The sequence below is a fragment of the Thermococcus cleftensis genome, assembly GCF_000265525.1.
Taxonomy (GTDB): Archaea; Methanobacteriota_B; Thermococci; order Thermococcales; family Thermococcaceae; genus Thermococcus; species Thermococcus cleftensis.
The window spans coordinates 1,924,901-1,950,313 of record NC_018015.1 but is presented as its reverse complement, the minus strand read 5'-3'; the positions used below and the strand labels follow the sequence as shown (position 1 = coordinate 1,950,313).

Sequence of the window (25,413 nt, the reverse complement as noted above, 5' to 3'; positions counted from 1 at the left end):
CCCAGAGTCTTATTGCAACAGTAAAGAGGCTTCGCCATATCACGTTTCAATTCTCCCAGAGTCTTATTGCAACTTCTCCCCCTACTCGGGTCGATTACAATTCCCACCCTAGTTTCAATTCTCCCAGAGTCTTATTGCAACGGGGGTGCATGTTCCATATATCCCTGTTGCCTTTGTGTTTCAATTCTCCCAGAGTCTTATTGCAACAATTAGCCGCCTCGGCTAATCTAGCCACTTTGGGCAGTTTCAATTCTCCCAGAGTCTTATTGCAACAGCTGAAATATCTGATAGGTGTGGCTGCTGATGCATGGTTTCAATTCTCCCAGAGTCTTATTGCAACTCGCCGAAGACCGGCTCCACGCCAACACACGCCTTGAAGTTTCAATTCTCCCAGAGTCTTATTGCAACAACGTAGATTTCCGCCGACCCGTTCTCTAACTCTAGTTTCAATTCTCCCAGAGTCTTATTGCAACCGCCCACGGACGCCCTACGTTCCACCCCACGCCCACTTGTTTCAATTCTCCCAGAGTCTTATTGCAACTCTCCTCTATCTTACGCTCTAGCTTTCTCCTTATTGGTTTCAATTCTCCCAGAGTCTTATTGCAACCTCAGACCAGCCGCTTATATCTGTCCTCAGCCCTCTTACCCGTTTCAATTCTCCCAGAGTCTTATTGCAACGCAGAAAAGCAGGGCAGTTAAAGCTTTTCAGTATTTCGTTTCAATTCTCCCAGAGTCTTATTGCAACACCTACGTATGATGATAGAGAATACAAGCACCCGCCCCGTTTCAATTCTCCCAGAGTCTTATTGCAACCACGTTCACGCCATCAGCACGGACTTTATACCCTGTGGTTTCAATTCTCCCAGAGTCTTATTGCAACATGGGTGATTGGGTGCGGTCGGGTGATGAAGTGCCCGCGTTTCAATTCTCCCAGAGTCTTATTGCAACAGGGCGGGAATTCCGCCCGTTCGCCCAGTAAAAGCCTATGCAGTCTCGAATATTTAAGCCTTTCTGAAAACCACCGGAAAAAGGGGCCTCAAACGTTCTGAATTCAAGGGGCTTGTGAACACGTTTGGACCAAAACACCGCTCCCCGGCCGTTTTCTTCCCAATGAACAGAAACCTTCACGGGATCTCCCATTAGTTCACAGCGTTTCAAAACGCCGGAAACTCTCTCGCAGGGCAGGAAGACAAAAATGAACCGGTTTGTGCACGGAAGGAGTGTATCCCGACAGCGTCCTTCCCCTGTTCAGAACTTCGAAGAAAATTCGTTACCAAGTGCTGACTAGAATGCAACAGAAAGTTACAGTCTGAAAGATGCTAAAATCGGTTTCCTAAGGCCGCTGAGAACTTTGTTTCGGCAGAAAACTGTGATTAAAGGCGGAGTGCTTAAAATGGGGCAGAAAAACGTGATGACACCCGATCAGTACCTTATTCTCGGGTTGTACTCGAGGAGCATGAGACCGTTCTTGAATATCCTTATCGTCCCGCTCTCGGAGAGGCTTATGGCCATTGCCTTTGTCAGCTTGGTTATTCCGGCCGCCGCGATGTGCCTGCTTCCAAGTCCAGGCGGGAGCATCAGGTCGATGACCTTCGGCTCTATCTCCAGATACCTCCCGGCTGCCACTATCCTGCCGTCCTCCCTGACGAGGAACGCACCGTCGAGCTGGGCGAACTCCTTTATTATCTCCTTGCTGTTCCTGTCGAGGACGTTCACCTTATGGCCTTTGAAGGGGTTGGGAATCAGCTGGTGTGAGTGCCTGAGGACCCTCCTGGTATCTCCGATGACGAATATCGTCCCGACGGGGGTTCCTTCCCTACCCTCAACGCTCAGCTCGATGGCTATTTCAAGGAGCCTCTGAAGAACGTTCTGGTTCTGGGCGAAGAAGCCCTTCATCGCCGAGATGCTCTTCTTGACGGTCTTTATCCCTATGATTCCACTGGTCACGTAGACGAAGGAGTCTCCTTCCCCGAGAATGTCGTGCTCTATGAGGAAGGCCGATATCAGGTTTAGAATGTTGTTTAGATCCAGGTTCTGCGGTATCGAGACCCTCTTCACCCTCTCGTCCTCGACGTCGAAGGAGGAGCCGACTATGACTATCGTGACGTTGGCGTCAAGGAGCTTCTCAGGCTCTATTTCTTCAAGAACGACGAGGGCCTTGCCTCCCAGTTCCTTGACGATATGAACTGCGCTTCTCAGTAGCACATCGGGAATCTTCTGTTCCATACCCATCAGCCACTATTGTGTACTTCACGCGATATAAAAACTTACCTTTCATTCTGGCAGGAAACGTCAGTGACGTGGTGCCCAGAAAACGTTAAAACTGGCCGGGCGTAGTTCGGGTGGTGTGAGGAATGAAAGTTGTGGTGGCAATAACCGGGGCCAGCGGGTCTATCTATGGTCTAAGGCTCGTTGAAATCCTAAGGGAGATGGACCACGAGGTCGTCACAGTCGCATCGAAGACTGGCCTGGCGGTGCTGAAGCACGAGACGGGCATCGATTTCAAGCCCGACTATCAAGAGGACGATCTCTTCGCCCCCATAGCTTCCGGTTCTCACCCCTTCGACGCGGTGGTTATAGCTCCCTGCTCAATGAAAACGCTGTCGGCCATAGCGAACGGCTATGCGGACAACCTCATCGCTAGGGTCGCGGACGTTGCCCTCAAGGAGAGGAGAAGGCTTATCCTTCTCATCAGGGAGACGCCTCTCAACTTGATACATCTCCAAAACATGATGAAAGTTACTCAAGCTGGCGGGATAATTATGCCAGCTTCCCCAGGATTTTACACGAAGCCCAAAACTTTGGACGATATGGTAAACTTTATAATTGGAAAAATCTTAGATCTTCTTGGTATCGAGAACAACGTATACCCCCGGTGGAGGAGTTAGCATGGTCCAGCTCGATGACCTTGACAGGGCAATCCTCCGCATTCTAAAGGAAGATGCCCGACTCACCATCTCGGAGATAGCGGAGAGACTTAACCGCCCTGAATCCACGATACACTTCAGGATCAAAAAGCTCCAGGAGAAGGGAATAATTGACCGGTACACAATAGTCCTTGGAAAGGATCTCCAGCCGAAAGCCCTGGCCGTGGTGTACATACAGGCCGAGACGCCCATAATCGAGGACTTCCTCGAGAGATACATACTTCACATAATGAAGACCCTGTCCCTCCTTCCGAACGTTTTGGCCGTTGCGAGAAGTGGCAGAGATGGTGTTATCGCGCTTATAGGTGAGGAATCTCAGGAAAAGCTCAACCGCTTCGTTGATGAGACCATCAAGGTTCTCCCCACTCTCAAGCGGGTTGAGGTTCTGCCGATAACCGATATCACCAAGGGCAACGGCATCGTGGGCTTCCTGGTGGACGTCTGATGGAGGTAGAGGTCAAGTTCCGCGTTGACTTCAGCTCCGCCAGAAGGGCAATAGAATCCATCGGAGCGGCGTTCGTCAGGGAGGAGATACAGGAGGACGTTTACCTTTCCGCCCCCCTTCCCGAGCTCCTGAGGGTGAGGAGGATAGGCAATCTAAACCGTTCTTTTCTGACCTATAAGCGCATAGCTGACCCGGGCAGGAACGAGGAGTTCGACGAGCTTGAGGTCGAGGTGAGCAGCTTCGAAACGACCCTTGAGATACTGAAGCGCCTCGGCTTTAAGGAAGACGTCGTGGTCAAAAAGAGGCGCCTCGTCTACCGTCTCGGCGACGTTACCTTCGAGCTGAGCGAGGTCGAGGGGCTTGGGGCCTTTCTCGACATAGAGGTCATCTCTGATGACGTCGAGGAAGCGAAGCGCAAAATCTGGGAGACCGCCCGAGGGCTTGGACTGGGCGAGGAGGACGTCGAGCCGAGGCTCTACCAGGAACTCATCCGCGAGAAAATGGAAAGAATGTAAGGTCAGCGGGCAGTAGCTACTATCTTGATGATGTCGTTGAACTCCAGCTCGTAGTCCTCCCCAACGCGCCTGTGGGTTCTCGCGTTCACCGCGTAAAGGAACGTCTTCCCGAGGTCGGTGTGCACCTTGTAGGCCAGGTCGCGCGGCGTTGAACCTTTCGGCAGCAAATGGACGTGCGGCAGGACGTTGCCGAACCCGTCGGTGAGCTTGTGCTCGTCCTCGACCGGGTAAACAGGAACGAGGTTGAGAAGCTCAAAGACTGCCCTGTTTATGACCTCCTGCACGCCGGTGGAGCCGAAGCGGTCGAGAACCTTCTCCTTTATCAGCTGAAGGGCCCTCTCCTGCTTGGGGCTCATTGGCCTGAGGATTTTGAAGTCGCTCGAACCGGGGACGTAGTCTATGAAGCCGGCCTTTGCAGCTCTCCTCAGCGTGAGCTCCGCCGCGGCGCTGGTCGGCACGACTATGTACCCCCTGCTCCTGCCCTTCCTTATCAGGCGCTCTATCTGGGCATCGGCGGCCGCGTCGGCCTTGTTGGCGGCTATGATTATCGGCTTGTTTACCTTCCTCAGCTCCCGGACGAAGGCCATCAAATCCTCATCGCTCCACTTGGTCGGGTCGTTGTCGAGGCCGAGCTTGTGGATGGCCTCGAAGGCGTCCTCCTCCGTAACTCCAATTCCCGTCAGCTGGTCCGCTATTGCCTGGGCGAGCTTGAGGTGCTGGAGCTTTATCCTCTTGGCGAACTTCTCCCAGTTCTTCCTGAGGATGCCGTATATCCAGTAATCTATCTCCCTCTCAAGGAACTCTATGTCCTCGACCGGGTCGTGGTGCTCCGTGGGCTGGCCCTCGGCGTCGGTCTTGCCGGTGGCGTCAACGACGTGGATTAGGGCGGAGGCCATCCTCAGGTCGTCGAGGAACTTGTTGCCCAAGCCACGGCCCTCGTGCGCCCCCGGAACGAGGCCGGCCACGTCTATCATCTTTATCGGAATGAGCGCGAGGCCATCTTTATACTCGTAGTTCTGGGGGTTTGGCTGGCAGCCGAGCTCCCTGCAGGGGTGCTCCGCTATCGCGTACGTTACACCAACGTTCGCATCGATGGTAGTGAAGGGATAATTGGCTATCTGAACGTCAACGAGAGTAGCCGCTGAGAAAAAGGTCGACTTTCCAACGTTTGGCTTTCCAACGACACCTATCTCCATACTCACCACCGGGCTAACTTCGCGGGAGGGTTTTAAGGGGTTTCGGCCGAAAACTATAACTCCCCCTTTTCCCAATTCCCCCGGTAAAACCCATGCTAATACACGTCCTCCTCGAGGACTATTCTGGCTACGAAAGCCTATCTTGCACAGCACGGGATGAGTTTCCTTGTGGAAAAAGGGCGGAAAGAGAATCCTCTTCGACACCGGTCAGAGCACCTGATTGAGGCTGGTATAGCCTTTCTGAAGATCTGCCGCGGGCGCTTCCACAAGCCCACTCCGGAATGGTCATCGAGCTCTGAGTTCCTCCAGGCCGAGGGCAAGCTTCACTACCCTCTCCGCTATCACGTCGAGCGGATCGATGAGAGGAACTTTGAGGTCTTCGGGCTTCAGGGCAACGCTGACCTCCGTGCAGCCGGCTATTATCCCGTCGACCCTGCGCTCGAGCCTTCTGGCCACGTCCAGGAGGAGCTTCCTCCCCAGCTCAACGTTCCCGGCCTTGACGCCATCGTATATCGCCTTCATAACGAGCCCCTGGTCCTTCCTGTTAGGAACCGCCACCTGAATGCCCCTCCTGAGAAGTGCCCTGTGGTAAACTAGTCCCTTTATCGTGCCGTCCGTCGCGAGGAGACCGACCTTCCTGAGACCCATTCTGGCTATCCTCTCGGCGGTCTCCTCCACCATGCTCACGAGCGGGATTCTTATCGCCCTCTGAATCGTCTCGGCGAAGAAATGGGCGGTGTTGCAGGGCATTATGATGAAGTCCGCGCCCCAGCTTTCGAGCTTTCGCGCACTGTCTATGAGCTCGGGCCTCGGGTCCTCCCCCTTCCCCAGTATGAATGCCGTCCTGTCAGGTATCTTCGGGTTGTTGTAGATGATTATCCTCGGGTGCTCCTGGTCGCGCTTTGCAGGGGTCTTCTCGACTATTCTCCTGAAGAGCTCGGCCGTTGCCAGCGGCCCCATGCCCCCGAGGATTCCGATGACCTTCTCGGCCATCGTTACTCCTCCAGCCACACCGAGTCGTCGCCCCTGTAGTTCAGCTTCACCACGAAGAGCCTGAAGGGTTCGTTGCTCTCATTGATAACCCAGTGGACGGTTCTCGGCTTGACGAGAAAGATGTCCCCTGGCTTTGCAGTGTATTCCGTTTCACCTATCCCCAGCTTGGCCTCACCGCTCATGATGTAAAACAGCTCGTACTGGTGGAGGTGGTAGTGCTTTCCGACGGTCTGCCCCGGCTTGACTTCAACTATCTGGGCGTAGCTTCCCTCGGGCAGTTCTCCTTCAAAGAGCGGGAGCTTCCTGTAAGTCCCGCGGTCTATGAGGTTCTTGATTTCGGCCTTCATGGTTGTGGGTTTGTGAGGTGGAATAAAAATGTTACCTACTACTAATTGTGAACTAGTATTGTTTTTGGCAGACCTACATTTACTGTCGCACTTAGCCGTTCCTTACGATCATCAAATATTTCATAGTTTTAGGCCAAGGAGATTCAAACTCAACACAGCGATACCTGCCACCACAATGGGAACAATTTTAACATTCCAGCCAAACTTCCACAGTATCAACGCAACAAGAATGTATGTTGCAAGGGCAATAGTACTGGCCTTTGTTTTGTCTTTAAAGATTTTGGCACTCACTATGTACCCCAAAAATGAAAATATAAAGAGCAGTGCCACGCCGGACCAGTCGTTCATGGGGGTCCCCCCTCAAGGTGCAAGATCCATACACCAAGAGCCATATTCCACACATTCGTTGCAACCCTCATAACACCATGGGCAGATAGTAAGGACGCAGACAAACACACGTGCTGGATCTCCTGCAAATCCACAGGCCCCACAACATGAAATCATGCATGGTATATTATAGCTCCTCCTGCAACAGTATTGCATGCACATAAAACCACAGTCAGCATCACTGGAGCATTCATGGGTGCAGTCTGACAGGGGTTTAATATCTCCATTTACACCAATGGCCCTCACAAATATTGTCTCATTGTGTACTAGGAATTCTTTTGAGGTAACTTTCACTCCCTGCACCGGCTTTGAGAACTCGTAAATTGCTATTACGTGCTTCTTGTCCTTCAGTGGAATTCCCATGGCGAGCATGGTTATCCTCTCCCCGTTGTACTCGATGGTGTGCTTGGCAATCTTGACGTGGGAGTAGTCAACGTCCCAGGGCTTTGCGAGCTTCCAGAAGTCCCGTGTAGTTGCGAGCTTGAAGAACATGTGCGCTTTGGACCAGTTCTCCTGAACCCTGCTAACGGGCTTTGTGATGGCGAAGGGGTTGACGCACCCTTTAACTTCAGGGTACTTGGGGTAGCTGACCACGTACGCTCCGTACGCCCCAACCAGCAGCAGGGCCACAAACACGGCCAGCAATGCACGCCTCCGCATCGACCCCCCAACGGGTTCTTGCATTAAGTTGTTTTCACTCATCATATATAACACTTTCGTTAGGAACAAATGTCTACAACCGATGTTGTTTGGCTTCTGTTCTATAACCGGGTAATAACCTGTATTCTCTTTCGACCTCCATCGAAATGCTCAAAAGACTTTTATACGGAGTTTTCGATACCATAACTGGACAAACATCTACGGTGGTGACCATGGAGGCACTCGAAAGGGCCCTTAAGTGGGCTGAGGAGAACCTGAAGGCCAAGTACATCGAACTCCGCTACGAGGATTTGAAGAAGACTACCCTCGGCCTCAAGGACGGCGTCTTCACCAGCTTTACAGGGAAGCTCCACAGGGGCGTTGCCATTAGAGTTCTCGCGGACGGTGCCTGGGGCTTCGCCTCGACCAGCGAGCTGGACAACCTTGAGAAGAAAATCGAAGAGGCCTACAAGCTGGCCAAAGCCGCGGCCCAGACGAAGAGGGAGAAAATCCAGCTGGCCGAGATTGAGCCAGCTCAAGACTTCGTGAAGAGCAAAATGAAGGTCAAGCCGAGGGAAGTGGACATCGAGGAGAAAGTTGCCCACCTGAGGGAGCTGGAAAAGCTCCTCAAGGAAGACAGCGCCGTCAAGAGCGTCCAGGTTCGCTACGAGGACGGCGGAGGGAGGAAGATTCTCCTCACTAACGAGGGAACGCGCATAGAGTGGGACTACAACTACCTATACCAGGGAACCTACGTCACCGGAAAGGCCGACGGAAAGCTTGCGATGGCAAGGGACAGCATCGGAGCCGTTGACTACGGCTGGGAGCTCATGACCGAGATAGAGCCGAACGAGAAGGTCACCGAGAGGCTCCTCAGGAAGATGCACAGCCAGCTGAAAGGAGTGGCCCCGAAGCGCGGCGAGTGGCCGATCGTTGCTGGGCCAATCGTCGTTGGAATCATCGCCCACGAGGCTTTGGGACACCTCGCGGAGGCGGACTTAACGATAAACTCACCCTTCAAGGACCTCATAGGCAAGCAGATTGCCCCTGAATACGTCACGATGAGCGAGCGCTACGTTGAGGGCGGCTTCGGAAACGACAGGTACGACGACGAGGGAGTCCCGGTCAGGGACATTCACATCATCGAGAACGGAATTCTCAAGGAGATAATGCTCAACCGCGAGTACGCCCACAAGTGGGGCATGGAGCCCAACGGTCACGCGAGGGCCGAGAGCTACCGCTACCCACCGATAATCAGGATGCGCAACACCGTCTTCGAGCCCGGTGATTACTCCTTCGAGGAGCTCATCGAGGACATAAAGTTCGGCTACTACGTGGTTGACTTCCGTGGCGGTCAGGCCCAGCTCAACAGCGCCTTCCAGGTCGGAATCCAGGAGGGCTACGTCATAAGGAACGGCGAGATAGCGGAGCCGATAAGGGACACCTCCATTACAGGCGTTGCCATCGAAGCACTCAAGAAGATTTCAGCCGTCGGCAGGGACTTCGGTCTTGAGGTCGGCTTCTGCGGCAAGGGACAGACGGCCTTTGTAAGCTCGGGCGGTCCGCACATGCGCTTCGACGGGGGAATACTACTCGGGTGAGGTGGTGGAGATGGAGAACCTCATACGCTACGCCGAGAAGTTTTTCGACGAGGTTGAGATCGCCCTTTACCGCTCCCGTGATGTCAGCGCGAACGTCGAGCTGAACGAGATTTCGATGGCCTCAACCAGGAGCGGTGCGGTAACGATAATCCGCGGAATCAAGGACAAGCGCCTCGGCCTGGCCATAGTGGACAGCGACGAGGAGAGCAGGGTTAAAGAGGCAATAGAGCAGGCCGCGAAGATGGCGAAGCTCAACAGCCCCGATGAGAGGTGGGTTTCCCTACCTGAGCCCGGGAAGTACAGGGAGGGGCCAAAGCCCAACTACGAGCTGAAGGAGGCCTCGCCGGACAAGCTGGTGGAGATGCTCGGTAAAGCAATAAAGCTCGCCCGCGAGAAGGACGAGCACGTCGTCGTTGCGGGCGGCGAAGGAGGTGTTAGCTGGGAGGAGAGGCATATCATCAATTCCCACGGGATTGACGTCTTCCAGGAGGGCGGTGCCGCGTTCTTCTTCGTCGAGCTCGTCGGAAGGAAGGGCGACGTTGTAACGCCCGGAATCTTCGACTTCGACGCGAGGAGGGATTTAAACCTCGACGTCGAGGGCGTCGTCGAGAGGGCCGTCAGAAAGGTCGGCTGGGCCTACAGCGTCAAGGCGAGCAGGAACGAGGAAGTGCCGGTTATCCTCGGCCCCTGGGCGATTGCTGGGCTCTTCAGCTACGCCCTCCTGCCGGCCTTCAGCGGTGAGAGGCTCGTTAAGGAGACCACCCCCTTAGCGGGAAAGGTCGGGGAGAGGATAGCGAGCGACGTCATAACGCTCTACGACGATCCGTTCCACGAGCTGGCCATCGAACAGACCATAGCGGACGGCGAGGGCGTTCCGACGAGGAAGAACGTCCTCATCGAGGAAGGAACCTTCAGGGGCTTCGTCTGGGACAACTACTGGGCGAAGGTCTACGGCACCGAGAGCACAGGGAACGGGAAGCGCGACCTGAGGAGCGGCGGCATAAACATCGGCTTCCACAACGTTGTCATAGAGAGGGGCAGGCGCTCGCTGGAGGACATGATAGCCGAAATCGAGCGCGGCTACTTCGTGGACGGCTTCCAGGGTGCCCATTCAAGCAACCCCGACAACGGAAACTTTGCAGTTACCGCAAATCCAGCATTCCTCATCGAGGACGGCGAAGTAGTTGGCTCAAGCGTGTTCCTCATCGCTGGAAACGTCTACGAGCTTCTCAAGCAGGCCAGCGAAGTCTCAAAGGAGCAGACGGTCATGCCCTTCATGAACACGATGATAACGCCCTTCATAAAGTTCGAGAACGTAAAGATAGCGGGGAAGTAACTACTTTTCCCTTTCTTTCACCCATTCTTCAAGGGCGACGACGCGAACGGTTTTTCCACCGATTTTGATCCTTCTTCCCCTCTCCCAGGTGACCACCGTTAGCCGTTCGATTCCCGTCTCGGACGACGCCTCGATTATGGGTGAAAGCTCCCTCGTCTCGTTATCAGGGGAAAGCTTCCACGTTACCTGAATCAGTTCCTCGTCAGGGATCACAAAGTCAACCTCATGTCCCGATTTCGTGACGTAGAAGAACAGGTCCTCGTCTGGTTCAAGGCCTCCCTTCAAGAGCTCCGTGAAAACCAGGTTCTCCAGGAGTCTTCCCCTGTCCTTAACCCCCAGAACGCCGAGCAGGCCGTTGTCCACGAAGTACGGCTTGAAACCGAGCAGTTCCCTCTTCTTCTCGGATTTAACGTAGGCTCTGAGCGGGAAGAGAACTAAGGCATCGTTGAGGTACTCGATGTAGTTCGCCAGCGTTGGCTTTCCCACAGCAAGTCCAAGGCTCTTCATCGTGGAGTGAAGCTTTGTCACCGAGGTGTGGCTCGACCTCGCGAGGAGTTTGAAAAGGAAGCGGAGGGCTTTAAGGTTGTCAACGCGCCAGCGCTCCACGACGTCCCGGTAAATCGTAACGTCGAGAATCTCCCGGAGGATTTCCCTTCTCAATTCGGGCTGTAAAACCACCTCCGGGTAAGTCCCCCACTCAAGGCACTCCCTCAAAACGCCGAGGGTTTTCCCCCGAACTTCCAGGGTCGGGAGCTTCCCACCGAAATTGAGCCCGGTGAGCTCTCTTAAGGAGAACGGGTAAAGATGGAGCGTTATTGCCCTGCCCCGCAGAACGGTCGCTATCTCCTTCGAGAGGAGCTTTGAGGAAGAGCCCGTCAAGATAACTCTATGTCCTCTGTCGAGAAGGTAGCGGACGAAGCGTTCCCAGCCATCAACGGCCTGGACCTCATCGAGAAGGAAAATGAGCTTTTCACCCTCTGGAACACTGGTGAGGGAGTAGTAAACCCTCAGCATCTCCATGAGATCGTTTGAAGTTGCCCCGACGAGCCTCGGATCCTCGAAGTTGATGTAGAGGCTTCTCCTTCTCTCCCCGTCGAGCTCGTCCCATAGCTGGAACAGGAAGTACGTCTTTCCAGCTCTTCGGGGCCCAACGATGGCGAGAGCTCTAGTTTTGGGGAGTTTGACTTCGATTTGCCTGGGAACGTACTTAACCCTGAGCTCAAGGTAATCCGCTATGACCTCTTCCCACGTTTCACGCTCAATCATGTTTTATGTATAAAACATTTCTTTTAAAAATCTTGTTCTCCACACAAAACATCACTTCAAAACCCTGAAGTCAATCGCTATGTTGAACTGTCTCGGCGCGTAGGGACGGACTCTTCTCTCGTCGAGGAACTCCACCTTGAAGCCGAGCTCCCGCGCAACAGCTTTAATCTTCGCTTCATGCTCCGAGTATAGGTCCTCCTCTGGCCCAAAGCCGTAGTAGTGGATTACCCCACCGTCTTTAACGCTCAGCATCGCCTCCCTCAGAAAGCGGTCGGCGAACTTGGGCAGGTTCATTATAACCCTGTCCGCCGTGACTTTGCCCGCGACCTTCCTCACATCGCCGAGGATCGGAACGACGTTTCGGGCTTTATTCAGCCGTACGTTCTCTTCAAGGTACTTTATCGCCCAGGGGTTCAAATCAACGGCGAAGACGAGCTTCGCCTTTTTAGCCAGAAGTACCGCGTACGGCCCGACTCCGGCGAACATGTCAAAGACAACCTCCCCCGGTTGAGCCGTCTCAAAGACCCTCATTCTCTCGGTGGCGAGGCGCGGGGAGAAGTAGACTTTAGCCACGTCGAGCCTGAGCCTTATTCCGTTCTCGCGGTGGAGTGTCTCAGTTCTGTTCTCGCCGGCAAGATGAATAAGCTCCCTCACGCGGTATTCTCCCTCAACTTTGCTCCCCTTGGCAAAGACTGCCTTTATGTGCCTGTGGACTTTGAGAATAGCCTCGCCGATTGCCCTGCCGTACTCCATCAGCTCCTCAGGGAGCTCGATTATCGCTATATCCCCGATTATGTCAAAGGAACTCGGGAGAAGCGGTTTAATTCCCTCGGGAACCTCAACGACCTCACGGTAGCTGTGGGGTCTTCTCTCAAGCTTCTTGAATTCAGCTTCGACGAGCTCGAAGCCCTCCACTGGCTCCGTGACGGGGAAGAGTATGAACTCCCCCTCCCGCTTGACGGCGTATCCTTTAGCCAGGACGCCAAGCTCGACTAGTTTTCTCCGGGTCTTTTCGGCCTCGCACTTGGGGACTCTAACGGCGAGCATCGGGTTCACCATGCGGATTCTATTATGGGCACAATGTAAACTTCAAAAACTTTCCGTCACCAACCGTAGAGATGACCGAATGAAAAGTTTGTTGCTCCTTGAAAACGGTGGGTAAACTGTGTTTTTTATGACCTCCACCATTTGGCTGGGAGAATCGCTTCAGGAATGCTTTTTCGGGAGTTTGATTTGAAAAACACCCGGAGGGTGTTGAAGAAGAGAAACCCCTACTAAAGTCGCGTTGAAGGGTATTTTCGTTGCAGAACGGCAATTGCGTATGAAAAACACTTGGCTTGATGGTTTATAGAACAGAGCCACAAACTTTGATGAAACTTTTGCTTGGCAAAAGTTTCTTATGGTGCCCCGGCCGGGATTTGAACCCGGGGCGCGGGCTCGAAAGGCCCGCATGTTTGACCGGGCTACACCACCGGGGCTCGATATTAGGGAAGGGGGAGCGTTTAAAAATCTTTCGTCCCGAAATAACAGGCAAACTTTTTAAACCCCCGCCCGAGCCCCAACCGATGGCAATGAAAACGCTCGCCGACGTTCTCAGGGAGGCATTGAAAGAGAAGGGAATCGAAAGCATAGGCGTCCTCTCGAAGCGCTTCAGGAAGTCACGGAACAAGCTCCAGGACATCGCGGTGGAGATAATCAACGGGAAGGGAGCCATCTTCCGGGTTCCGGAGAAGACCGCCGTTGCGTGGGACCTGAACGGCAACCGCGTTGAAGGTTCTCACTACGCCTACGCTCCCCTCTGCATGGTGGACAAGTTCGAGATGGTTCTCTCACCAGATGAGCTCCGCTCAAAATTGCCCGAGTGGCCGTACTTCGTCATTGACCTCTACCACTGGGACAGGCACACCCAGAAGGAGAAGGGCAAGATATGCCTCCAAGTGAGCCAGAGTTACGGCCTGCTGAGGGACTACTTCACCGGGAGAGAGCTGGCCGTCACCTGGGCCAACGATGAGTTTAAATCAATGTTTCACGGCCCTCTCGACAGGATAACGACCTACGATGGTCCAACATCGGAGTTTTTGAGGGAGAACGGCATAGACGAGGTTGTTCTCCTAGATCCGTGGGCTGAGGAGGTTTTGAGTGAGAAGGATTTCGGCGTCAAGGCCTTCATAATCGGGGGAATCGTTGATACAGGTGGAAACAAAAAGAAGACCACCCCCAAAATCGGCGAGGAGCTTGAAAGGGCAGGGGTAAAGGTCCGCAGGAGGAAGATAGTCCTAAGGGGCGACGTCGTTGGAGTCCCCGACAGGATAAACCGCATTCTCGGCATAATCCTCAAGATGATGGTGGAAGGAAAGTCCATGGACGAGGCAGTTTACGAGCTCCAGGAGCCCCTCCATGCCCGCTGGCGCCTGAGGAAAGAACTTCCGAAGAGGGCCACCCGCTACATGGTGGACGGAAGGGTCTACAGGGTCGTTGAGAAGGAGCTCTTTGATGAGTACTCCAAGTGGCTCAAAATCCGCTGGGAGGACTTCGTGAAGGTTCTGAGGGAGCTAGACCTGATAGCGCTCGAGCGGAAGAGGATACACCACCTCAACAAGATATCCAACGCGAGGATAATAAACGGAAGGCTCTACCGCGTGATCCTGCTCAAAAAAGCGGCGATGCTGTGCTACAACTGTTAAATCTTCTTTTTTCAATTCCATCTGAGGGCAATAGGGGAAAAGAAAAGGCTCAGAAGAACACCACAACAGCGTCCCCAACGACGGCCGTCTCTACCTCTTCGCCCTCGCTGAAGACCGCCTTCCTGAGCACTACGTCGTCCTTGTCCAGCTCGACCTTCTGGCCCTCAACCTCGAACTCGACCTTTCCAGTCTCTTTGAGTGCCTTGGCAACCTCCTCCGCGTTCTCCTTGAGGTAGGCGGTTATCTTCGGCACGAGCTTGCCGTACTTCGGCCCGACGGTCCTGAAGTTGGGCTTTATCTCGACGATGCGCTCCTCCAGCTCTGGCTCGCCTCTGATTATCTCCAGCCTCTCGATGTTCATCGTTCCCGCGATGTCCCTCTCGATGGCCTTCAGCATGTCGTGGCTGTCGGTGGCGTAGATGACCACGTGCTTGAGCTTGGCGTTCAAAGCCAGGCCGTGGCTGTTCTTGTAGCGCCTCATGACACCTACTATCTCGCGGGCAAGTTCTCCAAGCCTTTCCGCCTCCTCATCGATCCTGGCCTCGTCGTACTTCGGCCACTCAAGGAGGTGAACGCTCTTCGCTCCGATGCGTTCTTTGAAGAGGTTCTGGTAGAGCTCCTCGGTTATGTGCGGAGCAAATGGAGCGAGCAGGAGCATGACGTTGTAGAGCAGCTCGTAGAGGGCAGCCTTAGCTTTCAGCTTGCTCTCCTCGTCGTCGCCGTAGAGGCGGTACTTGATCATCTCGATGTAGTCGTCGGCGACCTCGTGCCAGACGAAGGTCATGAGCTCCCTCGTGAGCAGGTTGAAGCGGTAACGCTCCATCTCCCCGGTGGCGAACTTGATGAGCCTGTGGAGCCTGCTGAGGATCCAGCGGTCGAGGGGCTCGAGCTCCTCCGGAGCGCTGGCTGGGTCGAAGTCAGCGAGGTGCCTCTCGGCGAAGCGGTAGATGTTCCAGACCTTCTGGAGGAAGCGGTAGTTGTAGTCCACCGTCTCCCACTTGAAGGGGTGGTCTTCTCCCGGGGGAGCGAGTGCAGTCCAGAGCCTTAGCGCATCGGCGCCGTACTTCGGTATAACCTCGTCGGGAGCGACGACGTTGCCGTAGCTCTTGCTCATCTTCCTGCCGTCCGGGCCGGCAACCATTCCGTTGATGAGGACGTCGTCCCAGGGCTTCTTTCCTGTTAGCACGTACGTCCTGAATATCGTGTAGAAGGCCCACGTCCTTATGATGTCCGTTCCCTGCGGCCTGAGCGCGGTCGGGAAGTTGTGCTCGAACCAGCGCTTTGCCTCTTCATCGCCCTTGATTGCATCGTGCCACCTGCTTATGATGAGCGGGGTTATGCTGGAATCAACCCAGCAGTCGAGGACGTCGGTAACGGGCTTGGGCTCGCTTCCGTCGGAGCACTTCCTCGGGGGTTTGTCGAAGCGCGGGTCAACTGGCAGGTCCTCCTCGTTTGGCAGGATAACCTCACCGCTGTCGCAGACCCAGAAGGGAATCGGCGTTCCGAAAACGCGCTGCCTGCTTATGACCCAGTCCCAGTCCATGCTCTCGGCCCAGTCCTTCAACCGGAGGAACATGTCGCTCGGATACCAGTTTATCTCCTCCGCCACCTTGACTATCTCGTCCGTGAAGTCCTTGACCTTGATGAACCACTGGGTCTTGGGGAGCAGTTCAATCGGAGCCATACAGCTGCTCCTCTCGGTGTGCCTCAGCACGCGGTGCTTTATCTTCTCCTTCCTGTAGAGCAGGCCCATCTTTTCAAGGTCTTCGGCTATTTTCTCCCTGGCCTCCTCGGTCTTGAGCCCCTTGTAGGGCCCTGCCCTCTCGTTCATCGTTCCGTCTTCGTTGATGGCTATGATGACCGGCAGGTTGTAGCGCTTCTGCCAGACGACGTCCTGCTCGTCGCCGTAGGTACAGTTGTAAACGGCACCGGTTCCAAAGCTCGGGTCAACGTCCTCATCTGCTATAACTGGCACCTCGCGCTCGAATATCGGGAGCTTCACCTTCTTGCCGACGACGTCCTTGTAGCGCTCGTCGTCCGGGTGGACGAAGACAGCCACACAGGCCGGCATGAGCTCGGGCCTCGTGGTTGCTATCGGCACGTGGCCGGAACCGTCAGCTAAGGGGAGCTTGATGTAGTAGAGGAAGCCGTCCTCTTCCACGTAGCCAACCTCAGCCTTGGCCAGACTCGTCCTGCAGCGCGGGCACCAGTAAACTGGGTGCTTGTCGCGGTAGAGCATTCCCTTCTTGTAGAACTCGATGAGGGACTTCTGCACGGCCGCTTTATACCAGTCGTCCATCGTGTGGTACTCAAGGTCCCAGTCGGCGGAGTAGCCAATCCTTATGAACTGGTTGCGCATCGCCTCGATGGCCTGCCAGGTCCACTCAACGCACTTCTGGAGGAACTTCTCGGGCTGGTCTTTGCTTATTCCGAACTCCTTCTCGACCTTCAGCTCGGTCGGGAGGCCGTGGTTGTCGAAGCCCTGCGGGAAGAGCACGTTGTAGCCGGTCATTCTCTTGTAGCGCGCGATGATATCGATCCAGGTGTGGCTGAGAACGTGGCCGAGGTGGAGCGTTCCGCTCGTGAATGGGGGAGGTGTGTCTATCGCGTAGCTCGGCCTCTTCTCATCGAGCTCGTACTTGTAAATCTTCTCCTCCAGCCAGAACTTCTGCCACTTGGGCTCAATCTCGTTCGGGTCGTAGTTCTTGGGGAGCATAGACATCACCTTTCTGGATTTTTGAAGATGGGTTACCCTCAGAAGGGCGGCTTAAAAATCTTAGCAACGCCGGTGGTGCCGGAGTGAAGGCTAACCAAGAAGCGCGGAACGCATGGGATTCAAAGGTTGAAATCAGTCTTACGGTGGACGATAGGCACCACCGGGGTATAGAAATGAGCCCGAGGTTTAAAAAGTTTGGGGTTACTTCACCGCCACCAGCCAGTACCTCCTGTCGTTGGGCCTTAGCTCGCGGAGGTCTCCGTAGATTTTGACCTTCCTGAAGTGCCCCCCAGCCAAAAGCCTCAGCTCCCTCGGAGTGTAGATGTTCAGTTCATCGTCCACCATGAAGGCCCTAACGCTCCCGTCGGGCTTTATTATCTGCACGAGCCTCTTGAAGCGGAGCTTCTGGAAGGCTGGCTCGACCTCGCGCCAGTCGGTTATGATTAACCGCTCATCTCCCTTCCGCTCGTCCCACACTATCGGACCGTCCCTTCCGCCGTAGTACCAGCACGGGAAGTCGGCGATGAAAACGCCCCCAGGTTTCAGCGCCCGTCTTACAGAATTAAATAATTGTTGAATTGCAGAATCGTCGAAATACATAATGCTGGAGAAAAACATCGTCACGGCGTCGAACTCCTCCTCGAAGTCTATCTCAAGCGCGTTTCCCTGAATGAACTCGACGCTAAGCCCTTCCCGTTCGGCCTTTCTTCTCGCAACGGCAAGCATCTCCTCATGGAGGTCGAGGCCGACCACCTCGTAATCGCGCCTCGCCAGTTCGAGCGTTGGGATTCCGGTTCCGCAGGCAAGGTCGAGAACCCGCGTTACTTCTCGTTCGGCTTCGTTCCGGAAGAGCTCCTCCACGAAGTCAATCTCCTTCCCAACGCGCTCGGCCCTTCTCAGGTAGATCGCGTCGTAGTACTCGGCAAGGGCCGTGTAGAGCTCGTGCATGCCATCACCAAAAATGAATGTCCCTTCAGATTTAAAACTCTTCTCCCAGCTCCCTGAATGCCTCAATCAGCCTCCCGTTCTCCTCCGGCTTCCTAACCGAAAAGCGGACGTATTCCGGCAGACCGAAGCTCTCACAGCTCCTCACAAGGATTCCGTGCCTCTTGAGGGCCTCAACGAATTCCCTTGCATTTCCAACGCGCTTGATGAAGAAGTTAGCGTCACTTTTAACCCTGAGCTCCTTCTCCAGCCTCTCCTTTTCCCGCCAGATTAGGGGCATCGTCCTCCTTAAATGCTCGAAGCCGTCCTTGAGCAGGAACTCAAGGAAAGCAACTCCTGTTGAGCCTATGCTCCAGGGCATTCTGACGCTCCTAAATGCCTCGCTGAAGCCGAGAACGTAGCCAACCCTTATCCCGGGCAGGCCGTAGCTCTTGGTGAAGGTTCTGAGCTTTACAATGTTTTCCCCCTCCGGACTCTCCGGCCTCTCCACGAAGTCTATGAAGGCCTCGTCAAGGATTAGGAGGGCTTTTCTGTCCTCAACTGCATAGAAGAGGGGTCTCAGCTCTTTAACGCGGTAGAATCTCCCGTCCGGGTTGTTCGGGTTGCAGAAAAACACCACGGAGTTTCTCTCGACCAGCTCCGCAAGCTTATCCGGCTCGTTCGGACCCTTTACAACCTCAGCCCCAAAGATTCTGGCAACGCGCTCGTACTCGCCGTAGGTGTGGCGCGGGATCACCACCTTCCTCCCGCGGAGCGCGAGCGTTCCGAGGAGGTAGAGTGCTTCGGTAATCCCAGCCGTTACCGTCAGGGGCTCCCCGAGGAGCTCTCCCAATTCCTCCTCAAGCCTCTCGTAGTAGGAGTAGCGGGTGCTTATCTCCTTTGCCCTCTGGAACATCTCGTCGAGCCACTCGGGCAGATAAGGGTTCAGCGAGGCCGAGAAGTCGAGGTAGCCATCTTCCCTGCTCCCGCCGTGGTAAGTTGAGAACTTCACGGGCTCAAGCATGGGAACACCTCCGTTGCAAGGAATAGAGCGACGATAATCACCCATTCGGCAACAACCAGCCAGTAAACCCTCAGGGCGCGCCTTATGTCCTCGTCCCTCGGCCCCCTTCCGGGAAAGCGGTAGAAGCCGGGCTTTTCGAGCATGACCCCAAGAACCGCTGACATGGCCGCAATCGGCTTGTCAGAGTTGAGCTTGAAGCGAGCGAGGCGGTAATACTTCAAAACCCTCCGTCCGCCGAGCGGGAGGTAGAGGAGAACGGTTAAGCGGGCCGGGACGAAGTTGAGGAGGTCGTCGAGCCTCGCCGGGAACTTGCCGAAGAACTCGTAGCGCTCGTTTCTGTAACCCAGCATCGCGTCGAGAGTATTAGCGGCGCGGTAAACCAGCGCCCCTGGAAGGCCGAAGAGGAGGAAGTAGAAGAGGGGAGCTATAACTGAGTCGTTAAAGTTCTCGGCGAGGCTCTCTATCGCTGCCGAGTTGAGATGCGCCTCGTCGAGGGTCTCAGTGTTCCTGCTGACTATCATCGAGACGGCTTTCCTCTTTTCCTTGATGTCATCGGTTACCGCCCTCGAAACGTGCTCGTGGAGGCTCCTTATCGCGAAGGAGCTCTTGAGGAGGTAAACGGCCAAAGCATAGTTGAGAGGGAAGGGAAGGTAGAACGGTAGGAGTGAGAGGGCAATGGCAAAGAGAAGAACGACCAGAGCTGTCAGCGTTCCGGCTAAGAAGTCAGGAAGAGGACCTTTTCGCCCCCAGCGTTCGTCAAAAAACTCCGCCAGCTTACCGAACCACACAACCGGGTGGACCAACGCCGGCGGCTCTCCAATGAGCAGGTCCCAGAGGAGGGCGAGTAGAAAAACCGTCAGAACCTCCATTCCCCGAAGGCCTCCTTTATCACTGAGTACTCCTCCAGCATCTCCTCCCCCGGTTCCCTCACGCCCCTGCGCACGTACCAGGCGGGGTGCCGGAGGTAGATGGCCTCATAGCCGAGCCTTTTCAGGGCCTTCTCCGCCGTTCTGCCGATGGCAAAGATGGCCTCTGGCTTCAGGATCTCAAGCTCCCGCTGGAGAAGACCAAGTTCACCCTCACCGAAGCCCCTCAACCTGTTCTCCGGCGGGTTGCACTTGAGGACGTTGGTGATGTAGACGAAGTCAGGGTTGACGCCGAGCTGGAAGAGCGTCTTCCTGAGCAACATTCCGGAGGCGTCGCGGTAGAAGCATATCCCCGTCTTTCCGCAGCCTTTCCTTCCCGGCGCCTCCCCCACGAGCACCACTCCCGAGCCGGGCCAGCCGTTGGCGAATGGCAGGCCATCAAACTCGCCCACCTCAAGCTGGTAGCGGTAGTACTCCTCGCGGCAGAACCGCAGGGGCCGACGGAGAAGCTCCCGGTAAAGGGCCTCAAGCTCCCCCGCGAGCTTTTCATCTTTTCTGTCCACAGCGAGAAAGCGCTCTCCGGGGTTGTAAATCGTCCGGGCGTAGGGGCCGTAAGTCCCCTCATCGAGGCCCAGAAGGTCCCTCCAGTCCCGGATAAAGAGGGGTTCAACCCTGAAGTTCCGGGGGTTTATGTAAACGTCGCCGACTTTTCTTAGCTCTTCAAACCTCAGCAGCATAATGGATAAAAAGTCCAGGGAGTTTATAGGTTTGGTGGTTACCATGGTCGAGACAAGGAAATGCCCCCTGTGCGGGGGAACGATGATAAAGGCCAAGGGAGAGACCCTGAAGAGCTCGGTGGTGCCCCCGTGGAAGAGCGGGCTCCAGAGCTGGAAATCGCCCGGGATCGATGCAGGTGTGTGGATATGCCTAGACTGTGGCGTTGTCCTCCACTACATAAAGAAGGAGGACGCACAAATCCTGAAGGAAGAGTTTGAAAAGATGACGGGCAACGCCGGGCCGGGAGAAGGTTGAAGATGGAAGGGACCGGGCTTATCCGGAGGCTGAACGAGCGGGGTATAACCCTCAACGCCATGCTGGAAACTGCCATGGAACTCTACATCGGTGAGGAGAGGGAGAAAGTCCGCGAGGAACTCAAAGAGCTCATGCTGAGATACCTCGACGACATCAACGTCCAGGCTCTGCTCACGGCCGCGCTCCTCCTTGAGGAGAACTTCGAGGTTGATGGCGATCCGGTGAACTTAGTTGCCGACGAGCTGATAGGGATAAGCATTGCCGAGCTGATAGGCGGCAAGATGGCGCTCTTCAACTTCTTCTACTACGATACGCGGAAACCGGGGATTTTGGCGGAGCTCCCACCGTTCCTCGACGACGCGGTTGGCGGCTTCATAGCTGGCTGTATGACGAGGCTTTTCGAGAGGGAGCGACAATGAGAAACCTCCTGCCCTTCTTCACCCGACTGCCCGTTAGGGGGGACTTCGAGAAGGTTCGGAAAGAGCTGTGGGCACTTCCCCTTATTGCCCCCATTACTTCAGCCCTCCCGACGGCTGTTCTTTACCTCGGACTCCCCCTCGCCAACGTTCTTGCACTCCTAACTCTATACTTAACAATCGGCCTCCTGCACCTTGACGGCCTCGCCGACTGGGCCGATGGGATAATGGTGAAGGGCGATCGCGAGAAGAAAATAAAGGCAATGAAGGACCTAAACACAGGCATAGCGGGCCTCTTCGCGGTGGTCATAGTTCTGCTCCTTCAGGTTTACTCGCTCCCGCTCGTTCCCTTCTACGCGCTCTTTCTGGCCGAACTCAACTCCAAGTTCGCCATGCTCCTCGCACTGGCAACGAGAAAACCCCTCGGCTCCGGTTTGGGGGCATACTTCATGGAGGGTGTGAACCTAAAACAGATGGCCATCGGAACGGCCCTCTACCTCCTCCTGCTGGTTCCCTTTGTCCTGATCGAACCCTTCGCGCTTGCATCTCTCCTCGGTCTTCTGGCGGGGTTTTATGTCGTCCACGTTTCCCTGGAGAACTTCGGCGGCCTTAACGGAGACTGCATAGGGGCAGTGGCGGAGATAACGAGGACCGGGACGCTTTTGGTTATGGCATTCCTGTGGGCTTACCTCGGCGGCTGAACCCCTGGAATCACATTAAGCTCGTCCAGCTCCCTGTCTTCGAGTGCCGCGTAGGGTACGTATCCCCTCTCCCTGGCCTTTTCAATGAAGTCAAGGATTCTCGCGAGGTCTTCCCCGCTCCTTGTCCCATCATCTACGTAGTCCACGACCAGAACAACCTTTCCCGCCTTAACAACCCTGTCCAGGAGGGGAACCTTCTCGTCCGTCCAAGGGCTCGGTTTGAGGCCGTCGTAGAAGACATCTTCACTCGCCCAGCCGGAGACGGCCTTCACAAGGCTCCCGTTGTCGTAGTTGAGGAGCCACTCCCCGTTCTGAGGGATTACAATGAAATCCTCACCCGCCTTAGAGCGGGCATAGTTGGCTATCTGGAGTATGAACTCGATCATCTGCCCCACAGTCCAGTTCTCGTCGTAGCCGTTCTCAGCCCAGAACCAGTACTCGTCAACCTTGTCGAGATAAACCCCCCTAAAGCCCTGAGCGATGATTCTGTCGAGGTACTCAAGGACTATCCTCTTCCAGCCGTCATTCCAGTACTTAACGGCGTAATCCCCGGGCCACTCTGGATTTTCGGGGCCGAGCCAATCCGGTGGCTCCGTCTTCCAGCTTTCGTTCCAGTAGAAGCGGTAGTCCTCAGCTTCGCCGATGCTGATGTAGGCTATGGGAATTACCCCGGCCCTCTTAATCTCGGCTATTTCCTCCCGCGTGTAGGCTGTCTCATCGTCCCCGTCCCTTGAGTAGTCCATGACGATTAAGTCGAAGCCGCTCTTCGCTATAACCTCCGGGCTGGCGTTCTGCAGCCAGTAGGCCCAGCTCCTCACCGAGGAGAGGTTCAGTGTTCTCTTATGTTGGATTTGGCTTGAGTTTTCACGTTTTGGAGTGGTCTGGGTCGTTGATGTTACGTTTTGCTGAGCTATTTTGGGAGAGGTTGCGTTCGATAGAGCTGGAGGGGAAGAAGGTGTCGTCTCAGGTGTATGGGGGGAAGGGACCGAAGTCGTCCCGGTTTTCTCCCCGGCTGGAGCGTTTGAGAGACAGGCAGATGCCAAAACTATGAGGAGCGAGAGGAACATCACGCCGACAGACCGCATAGGTATTAACCGGACGGAAGGCCTTTTAACCGTTGCCCACTATTCCCTTCCATGATAATCATCATGGCCGGCGGGCGGTCGAGCAGAATGGGCCGGGAGAAGCCCGTCCTGAAGGTCGGGGGCAGGCCGATGCTCCTGCGCGTTTACGGGGAGGCGGAAAAAGTCGGGGAAGTGCTCGTTGCCGTCTCCAGAAACGCGCCGAAGACGAGGGAGCTCTGCCTCCGCGAGGGGATTCCCATCGTTGAAACGCCAGGCAGGGGCTACGTGGAGGACACCCTTTTCCTCCTCCGCGAGTTCGGGCCCTTCCTAAGCGTCTCCGCTGATTTGCCCTTCCTGAAGGCGAGCGATGTGATGGCCATAGGGGAGGCCTTCGACGGGAGGACGAGTTTAACGGGCGTTCTCCCACTTGATAGGGTGCCAAAGGATCTGCACCCCCTCACCTACAGGGGCTACGCAGTAATCGGCCTCAACGCCGTTGGAACCGAGGGAGAAAAGTTCTTCGAGCTGAGCAACCCGCTATTGGCTCTCAACGTGAACACTCCAGGGGAGTTAAAGCTCGCCGGGAGGATAGCGAGGCTGGTGGAAAAACCATTTAAGGCCTTCCGCGAACTTCATGGAGGTGGTTGAATGGAAGGCTCAGGGTCGTCCATCGGCGGTTTCTTGATGTTCATTGCCCTTGCAATAATCGGCGTGATAATCATACTGGGCCTTCTCCTCTTCGCGGCCGCGTTCCTGGTGGTCCTGGTCCCGCTGATAGTAATCCTGCTCGTTGTCGGAGCGGTTAAGGGGTGGTGGAAGAAGAGACACCCTCCCAAGGAGCTTGAGGGCCCCGAGGATTATTTCTAAACCCCCAGCTCCCTTAAAATCCTCTCCACGTCGAGGTGTCTCTCAACGACCCTTGCGAACCTCTCTATCTCCTCTTCTATGCTCCAGCCTTCGATGGAAACCGGTTCGAGACCCCTCTCCGCCCGGAGGGAGTTGAGGAACCGCTCGGTGAAGGCGAAGTTGTGGAAGATGCCGTGCAGGTAGGTGCCGAAGGCCCTATTACCTACGGCTCCCTCAGGCTCAAAGGTTTTCACCCCGTTTACTGCCGTTATCACCGAGAAGGGCCTCGCAGAGGTGCTCCTGCCGAAGCGTATCTCGTAGCCCTCAACCGCCAGTCCCTTGGCCGGCCCCCATAGAACTTCTGCCCTCAGGTGGTTCGTCCTCTTGACCTTCTCGAAGACTGTCTTGGCCGGTAGAAGGCCGATGCCCCTGACCGTTCCGCGCTTCGACTCGACGGTGTCTGCTATCTTCTCGCCCAGCATCTGGAAGCCGCCGCAGATTCCGACGACGAAAGAGCCTTCGCGGTGAGCCTCCAGTATAGCATCTTCAAAGCCGTTTTCACGGAGCCAGAGCAAATCCTCGACAGTGTTCTTGCTCCCGGGGATTATGATAACGTCGCCCTTGATTTTTTCTGCTTTGGTGACGTAATCAACGCCGTTGGCCCAGTGGAGGGGTTCAAAGTCCGTGAAGTTGCTTATGTGGGGGAGCTTGATTATCTGAATGTGAAGCTCGCCCTTCACCTTCGGGAACTCCGCCAGGGAGTCCTCTTCCGGTAGGCGATGCTCGACGTAGGGGATAACGCCGAGGGTAGGCTTCCCATAGCGCCTCTCCAGGTACTCAAAGCCAGGCCGGAGGAGGGAAGCGTCCCCGCGGAACTTGTTGAAGACGAAGCCGATTATCGCTTCCCTTTCGCGTTCATTCAAAAGCTCCATCGTGCCCACTATGCTCGCGAAGCTCCCGCCCCTGTCTATATCCGTAACGAGGATCCCTTTGGCCCTTGCGTGGAGCATGACGCGGGTGTTGGCTATGTCGTAGTCCCTCAGGTTTATCTCGACCGGACTGCCTGCGCCCTCGATTATCACCAGGTCGTGCTCCTCCTTGAGCCCGTCTAGAACTTCCATCGCCTTCCTGAAGAGTTCCTCCTTCCGGGAGAGCATGTAATCTCTGGCCGAAACGCTACCTATTGGCTTCCCCATGAAGACGACCTGGCTCCTCATGTTGCCCTCGGGCTTGAGGAGGATAGGATTGAACTTTACCAACGGCCTCTTCCGGCAGGCTATCGCCTGTAGGTACTGCGCCCTGCTTATCTCGCCGCCCTCTATGCTCGGTGCGGAGTTCAGGCTCATGTTCTGGCTCTTGAAGGGAACGACGTCGTAGCCGAGGTTCGAAAAAATCCTGCAAAGGGCCGTGACGAGGAGCGACTTGCCAGCTCCAGACGAGGTTCCGAGCACCATCAGGGCCCTTCCCATTCTCCCACCGTTTCCGGTT

At 55.4% G+C, this 25,413-nt stretch carries 27 protein-coding genes, 1 tRNA gene and 1 CRISPR repeat array; of the genes, 12 read left to right on the top strand and 16 right to left on the bottom strand.

Annotated features, from left to right (window positions below; genetic code table 11):
* Positions 1–43: 43 nt before the first annotated feature.
* A CRISPR array of direct repeats spans positions 44–948; the repeat unit is 30 nt; unit sequence GTTTCAATTCTCCCAGAGTCTTATTGCAAC.
* A 474-nt stretch (positions 949–1,422) separates the two neighbouring features.
* Entirely contained in the window at positions 1,423–2,226 is an 804-nt protein-coding gene (locus CL1_RS10490; RefSeq protein ID WP_014789863.1) for a DNA integrity scanning protein DisA nucleotide-binding domain protein, read from the bottom strand.
* A gap of 128 nt (positions 2,227–2,354) precedes the next feature.
* Here CL1_RS10490 and CL1_RS10485 point away from each other — a divergent pair, with 128 nt between their 5' ends.
* Genes CL1_RS10485 through cyaB form a run of 3 tightly spaced genes read left to right on the top strand, consistent with a single transcriptional unit; the run spans position 2,355 to position 3,887 of the window.
* A complete protein-coding gene (locus CL1_RS10485) occupies positions 2,355–2,888 on the top strand; it encodes a UbiX family flavin prenyltransferase (protein ID WP_014789862.1) in 534 nt (177 codons plus the stop codon).
* Between the two features lies 1 nt (position 2,889).
* Positions 2,890–3,372, top strand: a complete 483-nt coding sequence (locus tag CL1_RS10480; protein ID WP_014789861.1) for an Lrp/AsnC family transcriptional regulator — start codon at positions 2,890–2,892, stop codon at positions 3,370–3,372.
* Positions 3,372–3,887: a class IV adenylate cyclase gene (cyaB, locus tag CL1_RS10475; RefSeq protein ID WP_014789860.1), complete on the top strand. Its 516-nt coding sequence runs from the start codon at positions 3,372–3,374 to the stop codon at positions 3,885–3,887. Before CL1_RS10480 ends, cyaB begins: the two co-directional genes overlap by 1 nt.
* A gap of 2 nt (positions 3,888–3,889) precedes the next feature.
* On the opposite strand, the gene CL1_RS10470 is transcribed toward cyaB, so the two are convergent.
* The 5 genes from CL1_RS10470 to CL1_RS10450 form a co-directional block, all read right to left on the bottom strand.
* Positions 3,890–5,083, bottom strand: a complete 1,194-nt coding sequence (locus tag CL1_RS10470) for a redox-regulated ATPase YchF (protein WP_014789859.1) — start codon at positions 5,081–5,083, stop codon at positions 3,890–3,892.
* 285 nt (positions 5,084–5,368) lie between these two features.
* Positions 5,369–6,076 carry a cysteate racemase gene (locus CL1_RS10465; protein WP_014789858.1) on the bottom strand — a complete coding sequence of 236 codons (708 nt, stop codon included), beginning with the start codon at positions 6,074–6,076 and terminating at the stop codon, positions 5,369–5,371.
* A 2-nt stretch (positions 6,077–6,078) separates the two neighbouring features.
* Positions 6,079–6,423: a cupin domain-containing protein gene (locus tag CL1_RS10460; protein WP_014789857.1), complete on the bottom strand. Its 345-nt coding sequence runs from the start codon at positions 6,421–6,423 to the stop codon at positions 6,079–6,081.
* A 120-nt stretch (positions 6,424–6,543) separates the two neighbouring features.
* The gene (locus CL1_RS10455) at positions 6,544–6,771 is read right to left on the bottom strand and encodes a hypothetical protein (protein ID WP_014789856.1); all 228 of its coding nucleotides are present in this window, start codon (positions 6,769–6,771) and stop codon (positions 6,544–6,546) included.
* Positions 6,772–6,783: 12 nt separating this feature from the next.
* Positions 6,784–7,515 (bottom strand): hypothetical protein, encoded by a 732-nt coding sequence (locus CL1_RS10450; protein WP_014789855.1) that lies wholly within the window; start codon positions 7,513–7,515, stop codon positions 6,784–6,786.
* A gap of 167 nt (positions 7,516–7,682) precedes the next feature.
* On the opposite strand from CL1_RS10450, the gene CL1_RS10445 reads away from it, so the two are divergent.
* Both CL1_RS10445 and CL1_RS10440 read left to right on the top strand, forming a co-directional pair.
* Positions 7,683–9,050: a TldD/PmbA family protein gene (locus tag CL1_RS10445; protein WP_014789854.1), complete on the top strand. Its 1,368-nt coding sequence runs from the start codon at positions 7,683–7,685 to the stop codon at positions 9,048–9,050.
* Positions 9,051–9,060: 10 nt separating this feature from the next.
* Positions 9,061–10,386 carry a TldD/PmbA family protein gene (locus CL1_RS10440; protein ID WP_014789853.1) on the top strand — a complete coding sequence of 442 codons (1,326 nt, stop codon included), beginning with the start codon at positions 9,061–9,063 and terminating at the stop codon, positions 10,384–10,386.
* On the opposite strand, the gene CL1_RS10435 is transcribed toward CL1_RS10440, so the two are convergent.
* The 3 genes from CL1_RS10435 to CL1_RS10425 all read right to left on the bottom strand — a co-directional run bounded on the left by CL1_RS10435 (position 10,387) and on the right by CL1_RS10425 (position 13,130).
* A complete protein-coding gene (locus tag CL1_RS10435) occupies positions 10,387–11,652 on the bottom strand; it encodes an ATP-binding protein (protein ID WP_014789852.1) in 1,266 nt (421 codons plus the stop codon).
* Between the two features lie 51 nt (positions 11,653–11,703).
* Complete coding sequence (gene trm5b, locus CL1_RS10430; RefSeq protein ID WP_014789851.1) at positions 11,704–12,699, bottom strand: tRNA (guanine(37)-N1)-methyltransferase Trm5b; 996 nt, start codon at positions 12,697–12,699, stop codon at positions 11,704–11,706.
* Between the two features lie 353 nt (positions 12,700–13,052).
* A tRNA-Glu gene (locus tag CL1_RS10425) sits at positions 13,053–13,130 on the bottom strand.
* A gap of 93 nt (positions 13,131–13,223) precedes the next feature.
* On the opposite strand from CL1_RS10425, the gene trm10 reads away from it, so the two are divergent.
* Positions 13,224–14,336: a tRNA (guanine(9)-/adenine(9)-N1)-methyltransferase gene (gene trm10, locus CL1_RS10420; protein WP_048152304.1), complete on the top strand. Its 1,113-nt coding sequence runs from the start codon at positions 13,224–13,226 to the stop codon at positions 14,334–14,336.
* Between the two features lie 49 nt (positions 14,337–14,385).
* Here trm10 and CL1_RS10415 read toward each other — a convergent pair whose 3' ends face one another.
* From CL1_RS10415 to CL1_RS10395, 5 genes are all read right to left on the bottom strand, one after another.
* Positions 14,386–17,052 carry a valine--tRNA ligase gene (locus CL1_RS10415; protein WP_014789849.1) on the bottom strand — a complete coding sequence of 889 codons (2,667 nt, stop codon included), beginning with the start codon at positions 17,050–17,052 and terminating at the stop codon, positions 14,386–14,388.
* A 201-nt stretch (positions 17,053–17,253) separates the two neighbouring features.
* On the bottom strand, positions 17,254–18,000 hold the full coding sequence (locus CL1_RS10410) for a class I SAM-dependent methyltransferase (protein WP_014789848.1): 747 nt from the start codon (positions 17,998–18,000) through the stop codon (positions 17,254–17,256).
* A 31-nt stretch (positions 18,001–18,031) separates the two neighbouring features.
* Positions 18,032–19,000 carry an aminotransferase class I/II-fold pyridoxal phosphate-dependent enzyme gene (locus CL1_RS10405; RefSeq protein ID WP_014789847.1) on the bottom strand — a complete coding sequence of 323 codons (969 nt, stop codon included), beginning with the start codon at positions 18,998–19,000 and terminating at the stop codon, positions 18,032–18,034.
* A complete protein-coding gene (gene cbiB, locus CL1_RS10400; RefSeq protein WP_014789846.1) occupies positions 18,985–19,869 on the bottom strand; it encodes an adenosylcobinamide-phosphate synthase CbiB in 885 nt (294 codons plus the stop codon). Before cbiB ends, CL1_RS10405 begins: the two co-directional genes overlap by 16 nt.
* Positions 19,857–20,603 (bottom strand): uracil-DNA glycosylase family protein, encoded by a 747-nt coding sequence (locus CL1_RS10395; RefSeq protein ID WP_014789845.1) that lies wholly within the window; start codon positions 20,601–20,603, stop codon positions 19,857–19,859. Before CL1_RS10395 ends, cbiB begins: the two co-directional genes overlap by 13 nt.
* Before the next feature lie 34 nt (positions 20,604–20,637).
* Between CL1_RS10395 and CL1_RS10390 the strand changes: the two genes are divergently transcribed.
* Genes CL1_RS10390 through cobS form a run of 3 tightly spaced genes read left to right on the top strand, consistent with a single transcriptional unit; the run spans position 20,638 to position 22,015 of the window.
* A complete protein-coding gene (locus CL1_RS10390) occupies positions 20,638–20,898 on the top strand; it encodes a hypothetical protein (RefSeq protein ID WP_148267310.1) in 261 nt (86 codons plus the stop codon).
* Positions 20,899–20,900: 2 nt separating this feature from the next.
* Positions 20,901–21,317, top strand: coding sequence for an alpha-ribazole phosphatase CobZ (gene cobZ, locus CL1_RS10385; protein WP_014789843.1), 417 nt, complete (start codon positions 20,901–20,903; stop codon positions 21,315–21,317).
* Entirely contained in the window at positions 21,314–22,015 is a 702-nt protein-coding gene (cobS, locus tag CL1_RS10380) for an adenosylcobinamide-GDP ribazoletransferase (RefSeq protein ID WP_014789842.1), read from the top strand. The genes cobZ and cobS overlap by 4 nt, the downstream gene beginning before the upstream one ends.
* On the opposite strand, the gene CL1_RS10375 is transcribed toward cobS, so the two are convergent.
* Positions 22,000–22,866 carry an MJ1477/TM1410 family putative glycoside hydrolase gene (locus CL1_RS10375; RefSeq protein ID WP_237266297.1) on the bottom strand — a complete coding sequence of 289 codons (867 nt, stop codon included), beginning with the start codon at positions 22,864–22,866 and terminating at the stop codon, positions 22,000–22,002. The two genes, cobS and CL1_RS10375, sit on opposite strands and share 16 nt — an antisense overlap.
* A gap of 64 nt (positions 22,867–22,930) precedes the next feature.
* On the opposite strand from CL1_RS10375, the gene CL1_RS10870 reads away from it, so the two are divergent.
* The 3 genes from CL1_RS10870 to CL1_RS10365 are packed head-to-tail and all read left to right on the top strand — an operon-like array spanning position 22,931 to position 23,946.
* The gene (locus CL1_RS10870) at positions 22,931–23,155 is read left to right on the top strand and encodes a hypothetical protein (protein ID WP_237266298.1); all 225 of its coding nucleotides are present in this window, start codon (positions 22,931–22,933) and stop codon (positions 23,153–23,155) included.
* Complete coding sequence (locus CL1_RS10370; protein WP_048152298.1) at positions 23,152–23,727, top strand: NTP transferase domain-containing protein; 576 nt, start codon at positions 23,152–23,154, stop codon at positions 23,725–23,727. Before CL1_RS10870 ends, CL1_RS10370 begins: the two co-directional genes overlap by 4 nt.
* Positions 23,728–23,946 carry a hypothetical protein gene (locus CL1_RS10365; RefSeq protein WP_014789839.1) on the top strand — a complete coding sequence of 73 codons (219 nt, stop codon included), beginning with the start codon at positions 23,728–23,730 and terminating at the stop codon, positions 23,944–23,946.
* On the opposite strand, the gene CL1_RS10360 is transcribed toward CL1_RS10365, so the two are convergent.
* A complete protein-coding gene (locus CL1_RS10360) occupies positions 23,943–25,394 on the bottom strand; it encodes a cobyric acid synthase (RefSeq protein WP_048152295.1) in 1,452 nt (483 codons plus the stop codon). The genes CL1_RS10365 and CL1_RS10360 overlap by 4 nt on opposite strands.
* Positions 25,395–25,413: the final 19 nt, after the last annotated feature.

What these genes read in the sequence shown, in the direction of transcription:
- CL1_RS10405 (WP_014789847.1), bottom strand. Translation starts at nt 19,000, where the DNA reads ATGCTTGAGCCCGTGAAGTTCTCAACTTACCACGGCGGGAGCAGGGAA.
- trm10 (WP_048152304.1), top strand. Translation starts at nt 13,224, where the DNA reads ATGAAAACGCTCGCCGACGTTCTCAGGGAGGCATTGAAAGAGAAGGGA.
- CL1_RS10415 (WP_014789849.1), bottom strand. Translation starts at nt 17,052, where the DNA reads ATGCTCCCCAAGAACTACGACCCGAACGAGATTGAGCCCAAGTGGCAG.
- CL1_RS10410 (WP_014789848.1), bottom strand. Translation starts at nt 18,000, where the DNA reads ATGCACGAGCTCTACACGGCCCTTGCCGAGTACTACGACGCGATCTAC.
- CL1_RS10455 (WP_014789856.1), bottom strand. Translation starts at nt 6,771, where the DNA reads ATGAACGACTGGTCCGGCGTGGCACTGCTCTTTATATTTTCATTTTTG.
- CL1_RS10480 (WP_014789861.1), top strand. Translation starts at nt 2,890, where the DNA reads ATGGTCCAGCTCGATGACCTTGACAGGGCAATCCTCCGCATTCTAAAG.
- CL1_RS10445 (WP_014789854.1), top strand. Translation starts at nt 7,683, where the DNA reads ATGGAGGCACTCGAAAGGGCCCTTAAGTGGGCTGAGGAGAACCTGAAG.
- cobS (WP_014789842.1), top strand. Translation starts at nt 21,314, where the DNA reads ATGAGAAACCTCCTGCCCTTCTTCACCCGACTGCCCGTTAGGGGGGAC.
- CL1_RS10450 (WP_014789855.1), bottom strand. Translation starts at nt 7,515, where the DNA reads ATGATGAGTGAAAACAACTTAATGCAAGAACCCGTTGGGGGGTCGATG.
- CL1_RS10485 (WP_014789862.1), top strand. Translation starts at nt 2,355, where the DNA reads ATGAAAGTTGTGGTGGCAATAACCGGGGCCAGCGGGTCTATCTATGGT.
- CL1_RS10360 (WP_048152295.1), bottom strand. Translation starts at nt 25,394, where the DNA reads ATGGGAAGGGCCCTGATGGTGCTCGGAACCTCGTCTGGAGCTGGCAAG.
- cbiB (WP_014789846.1), bottom strand. Translation starts at nt 19,869, where the DNA reads ATGGAGGTTCTGACGGTTTTTCTACTCGCCCTCCTCTGGGACCTGCTC.
- cyaB (WP_014789860.1), top strand. Translation starts at nt 3,372, where the DNA reads ATGGAGGTAGAGGTCAAGTTCCGCGTTGACTTCAGCTCCGCCAGAAGG.
- CL1_RS10365 (WP_014789839.1), top strand. Translation starts at nt 23,728, where the DNA reads ATGGAAGGCTCAGGGTCGTCCATCGGCGGTTTCTTGATGTTCATTGCC.
- CL1_RS10395 (WP_014789845.1), bottom strand. Translation starts at nt 20,603, where the DNA reads ATGCTGCTGAGGTTTGAAGAGCTAAGAAAAGTCGGCGACGTTTACATA.
- trm5b (WP_014789851.1), bottom strand. Translation starts at nt 12,699, where the DNA reads ATGCTCGCCGTTAGAGTCCCCAAGTGCGAGGCCGAAAAGACCCGGAGA.
- CL1_RS10440 (WP_014789853.1), top strand. Translation starts at nt 9,061, where the DNA reads ATGGAGAACCTCATACGCTACGCCGAGAAGTTTTTCGACGAGGTTGAG.
- CL1_RS10465 (WP_014789858.1), bottom strand. Translation starts at nt 6,076, where the DNA reads ATGGCCGAGAAGGTCATCGGAATCCTCGGGGGCATGGGGCCGCTGGCA.
- CL1_RS10460 (WP_014789857.1), bottom strand. Translation starts at nt 6,423, where the DNA reads ATGAAGGCCGAAATCAAGAACCTCATAGACCGCGGGACTTACAGGAAG.
- CL1_RS10490 (WP_014789863.1), bottom strand. Translation starts at nt 2,226, where the DNA reads ATGGAACAGAAGATTCCCGATGTGCTACTGAGAAGCGCAGTTCATATC.
- CL1_RS10470 (WP_014789859.1), bottom strand. Translation starts at nt 5,083, where the DNA reads ATGGAGATAGGTGTCGTTGGAAAGCCAAACGTTGGAAAGTCGACCTTT.
- cobZ (WP_014789843.1), top strand. Translation starts at nt 20,901, where the DNA reads ATGGAAGGGACCGGGCTTATCCGGAGGCTGAACGAGCGGGGTATAACC.
- CL1_RS10370 (WP_048152298.1), top strand. Translation starts at nt 23,152, where the DNA reads ATGATAATCATCATGGCCGGCGGGCGGTCGAGCAGAATGGGCCGGGAG.
- CL1_RS10435 (WP_014789852.1), bottom strand. Translation starts at nt 11,652, where the DNA reads ATGATTGAGCGTGAAACGTGGGAAGAGGTCATAGCGGATTACCTTGAG.